Consider the following 6,488-nt stretch of genomic DNA (forward strand, 5'->3'; position numbering starts at 1 on the left):
ATATAATCTTTCTTATTATAATTTAAATGATTTAACTGAAATAATGAATAAAGGTAATAAAAATATTGAGGTAAAAAAATTAGAATTTCCAACATTTAAAGTTGAAATTCAGAAATGGTTAAACTTCCATATAAATTGGCAAAATGATATTGATTATATCGAAAAAACAAATCATACATTTTACGGTGCATATGTTGATAGTGATATAAAAGGTTCTGTATGTGTAAATGAACAAGGAAAAATTAGTTTTATTTTCATAGACAAAGATTATAGAAATATTGGTGTTGGGACGAAATTATTACAGGTAGCAAGTGAAGAATTAAAGTTATCAAGTTTATCAATTGGGTTTCCAAACAACAATTTACTCGAAGGTTTTTTAAAGAAATCTGGATTTGAAAAGAATTCTTTAGCGCAATATGAAATGTATTTATTGCTATAAAAAGCGGAAGGAATTATTCTTTTCGCTTTTTATTTTGCACTATAAACGTAAGCGTCAAATATTCCCCACCTACTATTTGTAAATAACCCATGAGATAATCTCCTTACATACTATATGTGGAAGTTTTTTTATGGTAAGACACCGATTAAAGAAAGAATGGGATACTTATATTCAAAACTATAAAAACAGTGGATTATCAAAAGTTGCCTGGTGTCAAAAACAGAACCTACCGGTTCATCGCCTATATTACTGGCTGAAAAAATTATCGCCTGAAACGGAAGAGCAAAATGTAAATGGGCGTGTGAATTGGCTTTCTATGAATGTCCCTGACGTAGAAGAAAACATACATGCTACGATTCGAATTCACATGCAAGAAGCAACCATTGAATTAGATGTGCCTTTTACTCCGCAAGTGCTCTTACAAGTGATGCAGGCGGTGAAACAACAATGATGTCTGAAATCGCAATTGAAAAAGTATATCTTGCACAAGGGGCAACAGATTTACGTAAATCAATTGATGGACTAGTGGCTATTGTAAACGAAGAATTTGAGTTAGATCTCTTTTCTTCCTGTTTATTTGTTTTTTGCAATCGCTCACGCGATAAGCTAAAAATTCTGGTTTGGGAACATAATGGTTTCTGGTTGCACTATCGCAGATTGGAAAAGGGAACGTTTTACAGGCCAACTGAGCATAGGGGTGTACCACTTACTATATCAAGACGACAATTGAGATGGCTTCTTGATGGATTTTCTTTTCAAAAAAACAAGGGCATCAAGCCGTACATGCGAGATCCATTCTATAAAAATCATATATGTAAAAGGAATTTGGATAATTTTGTCGAATGGATTTATCTATGAAAACAACACTCTCACATTCAAACCAACCCACAATTATTGTTTATTAAATTAAAGGAGATATTCGAATATAGCTTAATGCATATGTATTGGGATAAAGAAGAATTAACTGAGGAACAAGTACGGATAATGATTCTTTATAGAATGAAGATCGAAAATAATCATTCTTTCATTAACATATAACACAGATGTTGTTCAACTACACGGTTATCATAGTTGAACAACATCATGTAATTACTAGTTTATTTTTAGGTATATTCTACATTTCATCTTTTATAAATTGATGTTCCTTCCCATGTCTTTTCTTAATTAAAATAGCTTTATACAAAGATGCTATACCTAATACAGCAAATACGACGATTATAGGAATACGAACAATATGCGAAAAGTAGCGTGGGAGAAAGAAAAGACGAACTTTTTCATCTACACTAAATATCTCAAAAATTAACGGTATTATACTTTGATGAATCAAAAAAAAGATACCCATAAATACTAATAGAACAACAACAGCAAGTTTTTTCTTAGGTAATTCAGCCGCCATTCTGTTATTTTTCTCTTTGTTATCATCGCGCAATATTTTCATGCCACTTTTCATTGCAAATAGCAACTCAGGGCCACTTTTTTCAAGTTTTAAGTAAGCAATTCGACCAAGCCACCAAGCTAAAAACACTCCTGTACAAATGCCAGTCGGTACACCTAGCCATTGTAAGGGCTCTATATGTAGTAATGTCCCAATCCATACAACTAACAAAGCGGGTATAGCTGTTGCTAATACCATCACCATCATTAACCACGTTGTTATAAACATTTTACTGGCACTCATATCATCACCTGAGATAACGGTTCCTCTTCCGCGGCGATGAGGATCAGTTATTGGGATTAAGTTAAATACAGAAAACAACATAATAAGACCTGCAGCTCCACCGAGTAATGCCGGAATTATCGCAAATACCCAAGGATAAACGAAAGTAAGTCCGCTATAGATAGTGAAAATAATTGTTGTTAAAATTGCAATCGGGCCAATAGCTATCAACCAAGCCAATTGACGACCACGCACATCAATCCGTTCTGCGCCAGGTGTCGTTAATGTTAACCATAATGCACTCCCATCAAACCCATATATATTGCAGGCAAACATACTTGTGAAAACAATCATAATTACCCCTGCCCAAGGCATTAAATACGATATATGAGCACTTGTAATTAAAATACCATAAAACACTCCTATCCAAATACCCATCCGGAGGAAACGGCCTCGTTGTGGATCTCTTCCCCAACTTTTTAATTCTTTAGTTATTATTGCTCCAATTTTCTTTTCTGAAAAGATTCGTAGAGCTTTTCTATGTTTATTAATAGTAATCGTATTTTGGATTTTCTTAGTATCCTTCACTGTACTTTTCATCAGTAATGTCGTCCATATAAATAAAAGCAGTCCGCATAATATTGTTAGAACAATTAATAAAACAAAAGCTAATAACCAATTAGATTGAATAGCAAACTCTACAGCAAGTATCGCCCAACTAGACGGAAACATGTAAAGAAATGTAGGTTCGTTAAGTGTTATCCCATTAATAGCAGGAAGTGCATACCAGCCTACATTTAAAAACGCAATGATGAAACCAAAGAGCATTGCTCCAAATTCCATACCAATCCTTGATTTCATCGTCTCACCAATTATACTAACTACTACTTTTGATAACAGCACAACAAATATTAACTGTAAAATAATTGCTGGAACTGCAACTATAGTTGCAGATAAACTAGCCCTAGCTGCGTAAATTAATAATCCTATGAATGCTATAAGACTAGCAAGTGGGCCTAATCCTATAAAAGCTACAGCGAGTAAAGCCCTAGCAAGTTTAAATGAAGTGAGTGGAAGCAGCGCGAAATATTCAGGACGTAACATTCCATCGCCCCCAGTAAGAAGTGGGCCCAAAATCCACCCTACTGTCCACAAAGCGAATATCACATATAGAATACTTTTTGAAACGTTATGTTCCGTAGGATAGAAAGAAAAGAGCAAGATGGTTCCAATTGCAATCAATAAACCAACTATTCCTGTAATAATTAAAAGAACTGCTTTACCACTATTCATTGAATTTTTTAGCATTGATAACTTCATTCGAATCAAAACACTAGCCAAGACAGTTCTCCTCCTTTAACAGCAGGGACGCCTACTAACTGAACGAAAATGTCTTCGAGCGTTTCTTCACCGCAAACATCTACCATTGTTCCTGAAGATACCACTTTTCCTTTGGAAATAATTGCAACGTGATCACAAAGTTGTTCAACTAACGCCATGACGTGACTTGAAAATACTACTGAACCACCAGAACTAACAAATTTCTGTAAAATCTTTTTAATAGTAGTTGCAGAAATAGGATCTACTGCCTCAAATGGTTCATCGAGAATGAGTAATTTCGGTGCATGGAGGAGTGCAAGTGCAAGACCAATTTTTTTACGCATGCCAGTAGAATAATTGATAACTAGCGTTCCTTCAGCATTATTCAATTCTAGTATTGTAAGTAATTCTTCTGTTCGTCGATTAACTTCTTTGGCACTCATTCCCCTTAACAGGCCCATATATGTTAATAATTCGCGACCAGTAAGTCTTTCCGGCAAGGCCAATCCATCTGGTAATACCCCGATCAATGTCTTTGCTTGTGCAGGACTTCCCCAAACATCAACCCCAAAAACTTTAGCGTTCCCGCCATCTGGTCGTAATAAACCAACAGCCATCGACAACGAAGTAGTTTTTCCTGCCCCATTAGGGCCAACAACTCCATAAAAAGATCCCCTCGGAACAGTTAAATCAATATGATTGACTGCAATAAACTCGCCGAATTGTTTATACAACTTCAAAATTTGTAGCGCGGGAGCAGATTCCTCCCATTCAGGTTCCCCTGAAATCGATTCAAAAGATTTCATAAAATGGACTCCTTCTTTGCAAATTTAATATCTGATTGTAAATCTCAATACCTTTACTCATTTGTTTGTATTGTTAGAACGTATTTAATTTAAAAATTAAAATATCGAAAGTTTTTCTCTAATTACAATACTGTGCTACCAGATCATTCAAATATTCAATGTTTGTAGCAGATACATTTTCAGATATTCTAGCCGCAATAATAATAGGTGCCCATTGAAAAATCTCATTTCTTGATATTCCGGTATTCCTGCAATATATATGTAAATACATTTCAGCTAATTCTACCGAAGATTGTGAGTACAACAAGTATGTTCGAAACACATCTGCACGAATATCACCTAAACTAGCATCAACTCAATCTATAGTTTTCATATTATCATTACTCATAATTAAATTAAACAGATGAAAATCCCCATGACATAATCTAGGTTCAAACACGATTGAATCCATTGTGCTCAATATATTCTTCTTTTGTTTCTCATCTAGATTTTGAACAGATTGAATTTGACGATAAAGTCTCTCTTCCATCTGTTCTATTTCATCCGAGCTTACAGAAATAGCATGAATCTTTTGTTGTTCATTAACACACATACTTATGTAATGCTCGGCTTCACTTAAATTATTTAGCAGAAGCTCACCAACACTTTTTCCTTTTACATATTCCATAATAATAGCTTGTCTACCTTGTATCTCTGTAACTTCGAATACTTTAGGAACGTGTAAACCACGTGAATATGCATACTGCTGTTTTTGTGCTTCATATAGAGATTCTGTATTAGGGAGGTATTCTTTAAATAGTTTCACAACTTTATTATCACAAAGATAAATTTCAGCCGTATTTCCTTTTGCTATCGGATTTCCTAAATTCAATTCATTTCTCTTCTTACAGTAAATTAGTATTACACCCTACACTCCACTATAAATTCAGTGTAATTATGCTGAATCCCTTCTTCATGAAAATGCAAAAAACTTACCACTTCCTATAATTATATAGAAAGTGGTAAGTTTAATTTTCTAGGAATATCGGAATGAAAATCTGGTGTTTCATTAAAAAAATGTTTTAGACTATAGAATAAAGTATTAGACTGTTAAAAAATAGTTGTAGACTGAAGAGGTGTTTTCCATAAATCCCGATATAGGAAGTTGAAACTTTTTATTCCTTGCTCAATTAAAGCACCTAGTTAGTTCAACTGGGATTTTATAAGGTATACATTTATACAAAAGAACAGAAAGTAATCAAATGTAATACAAAAAATATGATTTCAACAGAATATATATTAAAAATATTAATTCCCTTACTTTCAAAAAGAGTTAATATGTCTAAAGGTTGAAGAAAAATTAAATTTCTTCGATTTTTTTTGAAATCTACTTAAAATATTGTCTTCATGTGGGTATATTGCATTTTAGGTAAAATAATAACTGTGTATTATGAGTAATAATAAAGAAAGTGAATAAAGCGGAGGGAGGAAAAGGTGATTACCAGTGTTTTTACAAGTATAGATGATGAAGAATTAATTATAGGCAAAATAACAGAATATCGCATGAAAAATTCCGACTTATTTTCCCAACTCCTATAAAAGTTTTTTCTATATGGGGGGATAAGTAAAAACAACAGAAGTTTTGTTACCTCTCTTATTGAGTTAACTGACACTTTAGTTGAAAAAGGAAAATATATAGTAAACATAGAATATATTAATACATAAAAAGATTTATGAGGTGAAAGTGATGGCAATTAAGCAAGACGAAATTAAAGTAGTAGTCGGAGCTGGAGTATTTAATAATAATCCAGGTTGGGTTCAAACTCAAGAAGATGAACTTAATTTACTAGACAATACCACTTGGGAAGCAAGATTTGAATACAATTCTATTTCAGCTATTTTAGCTGAGCATGTATGGGAACATCTTATTTTTGAAGAAGGTGTAAAAGCAGCTGAAATTTGTTATAAATTTTTAAAGCCATCAGGTCATATTCGGTGTGGAGTCCCTGATGCATTTTTCCGAGATGAAACCTACCAAAATATAGTTCAAATAGGCGGACCTGGTCCGAAAGACCACCCAGCTGCAAGCCATAAAATCGTTCATAATTATAAAACATTAATGAAAATGTTTGAAATCGCTGGATTCGAGGTAGTTTTACTTGAATATTGTGATGAAAATGGTAAATTTTATTACAATGAATGGGATGCAAACGATGGTGTTATTTTCCGTTCGAAAAGGTATGATTCTAGAAATAGAGGCGATAAACTTGGTTTTCCATCGCTAATT

6 protein-coding genes and 2 pseudogenes are annotated in these 6,488 nt (G+C 33.5%); 5 read left to right on the forward strand and 3 right to left on the reverse strand.

The features are described from left to right. The 4 genes and pseudogenes from KI356_RS25280 to KI356_RS25295 all read left to right on the forward strand — a co-directional run. Nucleotides 1–439, forward strand: a 439-nt coding sequence (locus KI356_RS25280; RefSeq protein WP_212936813.1) for a GNAT family N-acetyltransferase, incomplete at its 5' end; no start/stop codon positions are given. 130 nt (nt 440–569) lie between these two features. Next, entirely contained in the window at nt 570–890 is a 321-nt protein-coding gene (gene tnpA, locus KI356_RS25285; RefSeq protein WP_212936814.1) for an IS66 family insertion sequence element accessory protein TnpA, read from the forward strand. Further along, the gene (gene tnpB, locus KI356_RS25290) at nt 890–1,297 is read left to right on the forward strand and encodes an IS66 family insertion sequence element accessory protein TnpB (protein ID WP_212936815.1); all 408 of its coding nucleotides are present in this window, start codon (nt 890–892) and stop codon (nt 1,295–1,297) included. The genes tnpA and tnpB overlap by 1 nt, the downstream gene beginning before the upstream one ends. A 36-nt stretch (nt 1,298–1,333) precedes the next feature. Next, nucleotides 1,334–1,477: pseudogene (locus tag KI356_RS25295) on the forward strand (protein kinase); the annotation flags it as partial. 76 nt (nt 1,478–1,553) lie between these two features. Here the strand turns inward: KI356_RS25295 and KI356_RS25300 are convergent. The 3 genes and pseudogenes from KI356_RS25300 to KI356_RS25310 all read right to left on the reverse strand — a co-directional run bounded on the left by KI356_RS25300 (nt 1,554) and on the right by KI356_RS25310 (nt 5,093). Next, a complete protein-coding gene (locus KI356_RS25300; RefSeq protein ID WP_128280091.1) occupies nt 1,554–3,437 on the reverse strand; it encodes a hypothetical protein in 1,884 nt (627 codons plus the stop codon). After that, nucleotides 3,422–4,222: an ABC transporter ATP-binding protein gene (locus KI356_RS25305; RefSeq protein ID WP_128280092.1), complete on the reverse strand. Its 801-nt coding sequence runs from the start codon at nt 4,220–4,222 to the stop codon at nt 3,422–3,424. The genes KI356_RS25300 and KI356_RS25305 overlap by 16 nt, the downstream gene beginning before the upstream one ends. A gap of 118 nt (nt 4,223–4,340) precedes the next feature. Beyond that, nucleotides 4,341–5,093 (reverse strand): annotated as a pseudogene (locus KI356_RS25310) (aminoglycoside phosphotransferase family protein). Nucleotides 5,094–5,948: 855 nt separating this feature from the next. Here KI356_RS25310 and KI356_RS25315 point away from each other — a divergent pair. After that, the coding region (locus tag KI356_RS25315; RefSeq protein ID WP_212936816.1) for a class I SAM-dependent methyltransferase at nt 5,949–6,488 on the forward strand (540 nt) is incomplete at its 3' end.

This window comes from Bacillus hominis (assembly GCF_018332515.1).
In the GTDB taxonomy this organism is placed as follows: domain Bacteria; phylum Bacillota; class Bacilli; order Bacillales; family Bacillaceae_G; genus Bacillus_A; species Bacillus_A hominis.

Coding starts and splice junctions, on each gene's coding strand:
- KI356_RS25305 (WP_128280092.1), bottom strand. CDS start 4,222: ATGAAATCTTTTGAATCGATTTCAGGGGAACCTGAATGGGAGGAATCT.
- tnpA (WP_212936814.1), top strand. CDS start 570: ATGGTAAGACACCGATTAAAGAAAGAATGGGATACTTATATTCAAAAC.
- tnpB (WP_212936815.1), top strand. CDS start 890: ATGTCTGAAATCGCAATTGAAAAAGTATATCTTGCACAAGGGGCAACA.